4 protein-coding genes are annotated in these 2708 nt (G+C 72.9%); 2 read left to right on the top strand and 2 right to left on the bottom strand.

Annotated elements, in window-relative coordinates:
- Together PLL68_RS13665 and PLL68_RS13660 are read right to left on the bottom strand one after the other, a co-directional pair.
- On the bottom strand, positions 1-295 hold a 295-nt coding region (locus PLL68_RS13665; protein WP_502910716.1), incomplete at its 3' end, for an agmatine deiminase family protein.
- 25 nt (positions 296-320) lie between these two features.
- Positions 321-1295, bottom strand: coding sequence for a nitrilase-related carbon-nitrogen hydrolase (locus PLL68_RS13660; protein WP_324534987.1), 975 nt, complete (start codon positions 1293-1295; stop codon positions 321-323).
- Between the two features lie 46 nt (positions 1296-1341).
- On the opposite strand from PLL68_RS13660, the gene PLL68_RS13655 reads away from it, so the two are divergent.
- Together PLL68_RS13655 and PLL68_RS13650 are read left to right on the top strand one after the other, a co-directional pair.
- The gene (locus PLL68_RS13655) at positions 1342-1563 is read left to right on the top strand and encodes a DUF3046 domain-containing protein (RefSeq protein WP_324534985.1); all 222 of its coding nucleotides are present in this window, start codon (positions 1342-1344) and stop codon (positions 1561-1563) included.
- Positions 1564-1583: 20 nt separating this feature from the next.
- On the top strand, positions 1584-2549 hold the full coding sequence (locus PLL68_RS13650; RefSeq protein WP_324534983.1) for an ABC transporter ATP-binding protein: 966 nt from the start codon (positions 1584-1586) through the stop codon (positions 2547-2549).
- The last annotated feature ends 159 nt before the right edge of the window (positions 2550-2708 follow it).

Genomic DNA, 2708 nt, shown 5'->3' with positions numbered 1-2708 from the left:
TGGGCGACACGACGAAGGTCGGCCCGATGTCGCGCATCCACGCGTCGTCGAGCGGTGCCTCCAGCAGGTCCACGCGGTAGTGGCCGTGGCGCCCTTCGCCGACCCAGCGGCGGGCGACGTCGACGGCATCCGGGTCGACGACGAGGGTGACCGGCTCGAAGCGTGACACCGCGAGCGCGACGTCCGCCCAGGTGGCCCGTGCCTCGTCGGCGGCCGTGTCCGTGTCACCGAGCGTGTAGCCCGATGACGGCCACGCCATCCAGGTGCGCTCGTGCGTGGCCCACTCGGCCGGCATCCGCCAGTCGCCGACGGCGGCCACCTCAGGCCTCCCGGCGGTGCTCGGGTCGCACCGGCTCGGTCAGCGCGGCGTACGAGTCGGGGCGGCGCGTGGACAGGAAGGGGAAGAGGTCGATCCAGTCGCTGCCCTGCGCGAGGTCGAGGTCGGCGACGAGCACGGCGGCCTCGTCGCGGGGGGCCTGCACGAGCACCCGGCCGTAGGGGTCGGCGATGAACGAGCTGCCGTAGAAGGTGATCAGGCCCTCGGTGCCGTAGCGGTTGGGCACGACGACGAACAGGCCGTTGGCGATGGCGTGGCCGACGATGGTGTGCTGCCACAGCGGCTGGGTGTCGAAGTCGGGGTGGTCGGGCTCCGAGCCGATCGCGGTCGGGTAGACCAGCACCTGCGCGTCGCCGAGGCCGTAGGCGCGGGCCACCTCGGGGAACCACTCGTCCCAGCACGTCGGCATGCCCAGGCGCAGCGGCGGCTCCGTGGCCGTGATCTCGTGCACGGGGTAGGCGCCCTCGGCCGGGCCCTGCCGGAAGTACTTGTCCTCGTAGTACCCGGCCGTCACGGGGATGTGGGTCTTGCGGGTGTGGGCGAGCAGCTCGCCGTCCGGGGCCACGAGGATCGCGGTGTTGAAGCCGAGGCCGTCGTCGGTGCCGTCGGGGGCGGGCGCCCGCTCGAACAGCGAGGCGTGCACGAGCACCCCGGTGGCCGCGGCCGCCTCGCGCGCGAAGGTGATGGTCGGCCCGTCGGTGAGTGACTCGGCGGTGGTGTCGGGGCGGCCGGTCGGCAGCGTGTCGGCGGGGTAGCGCGACAGGGTGAGCTCGGGCAGGAAGACGATCTGGGCCCCGGCGTCGGCGGCGGTGCGGATGCCGTCGGTCAGGGTCGCGCGCAACGCGTCGGCGTCGGGGTCCCAGGCGTGCTGGACCAGCCCGACCCGAAGTGGGGGAGCCGTGGGCTCGGTGACGCGGGCGAGGGACGGGGGCACCGAAGCGGCGGTGATCAGGCGCATGCGGGTCAGTATGCCGCTGACCTCGGGCACAGCCTACGATCGCCGGATGCGCATCTCCCGGTTCTGGGCCCTCGCCGAGGACGAGTTCGGTGCTGCCTACGCGCACTCCCTCGCCGGCTCGACGCACCTCGCCGTGCTCGGCGGCCGGACGGCGCTCGAGGCGTTGGATGCCGGTGAGTCACCCCGCGAGGTCTGGCTCGCCCTGTGCGACGCCATGGACGTCCCCGAGGAGCGGCGTCACGGCCTCGACAAGCCGCCGAGGCCCTGACCGCAGCGAATATCGGGTCGATGCCGTCGCACCCCTGCACTACCGTCGCCGAGGTGACCGATGACGACGTCCTGCTGCGCGCCCGCGGGCTGACCAAGACCTTCGGCGACTTCACCGCCGTCGACGGCATCGACGTCGACGTCCGGCGCGGCGAGGCGTTCGGCTTCCTCGGGCCCAACGGCGCCGGCAAGTCGAGCACGATGCGGATGATCGGCTGCGTCTCGCCGGTCAGCGGCGGTGAGCTGCGCATCCTCGGTCTCGACCCGGCATCCGACGGTCCGGCGATCCGGGCGCGGCTGGGCGTGTGCCCGCAGAAGGACATCCTCGACGAGGACCTCAGCGTCGAGGACAACCTGCACGTGTACGGCCGGTTCTTCGGGCTCTCCCGCTCCGAGGTGCGCGAGCGCACCACCGCCCTGCTGGAGTTCGCGCAGCTCACCGAGCGCCGCCACGACCGGGTCGAGCCGCTGTCCGGGGGGATGAAGCGGCGCCTGACGATCGCCCGCAGCCTGATCAACAACCCCGAGGTGCTGCTCCTCGACGAGCCGACGACCGGGCTGGACCCGCAGGCGCGGCACGTGCTGTGGGACCGGCTCTTCCGGCTCAAGCGTCAGGGCGTGACCCTCATCATCACGACGCACTACATGGACGAGGCCGAGCAGCTGTGCGACCGCCTCGTGGTCATGGACAAGGGGCGCATCGTCGCGCAGGGCAGCCCGCGCGGCCTCATCGAGGAGCACAGCACCCGTGAGGTGCTCGAGCTGCGCTTCGACCCCGACGAGCAGGCGGGCCACCTCGACGCGCTCGCCGACGTGGGGGAGCGCATCGAGGTGCTGCCCGACCGGTTGCTCGTGTACACCGCTGACGGTGACGCGGCGCTGGCGACGGTGCACGCACGCGGCATCCGCCCCGTCTCCTCGCTCGTGCGCCGCTCCACCCTGGAGGACGTCTTCCTCCACCTCACCGGCCGAACGCTGGTCGACTGATGAGCCGCCCGACCCTCGCCGGGGATGCCGTGGCGCACCACGGCGGGTCCGGTCGCCTCGCCCCGGGGGTGCGCCCACCGCTGTCGCGCATGGAGCGCGTGTCGTCGGCGATCGCGTACCACCACCGGGTCTACCTGCGCACGTGGCGCGGCACCCTCA

Source organism: Ornithinibacter sp. (assembly GCF_035443565.1).
Classification (GTDB): domain Bacteria; phylum Actinomycetota; class Actinomycetes; order Actinomycetales; family Dermatophilaceae; genus Fodinibacter.
The sequence above is the reverse complement of the archived record's forward strand: the minus strand, read 5'-3'. Positions and strand labels throughout refer to the sequence as shown.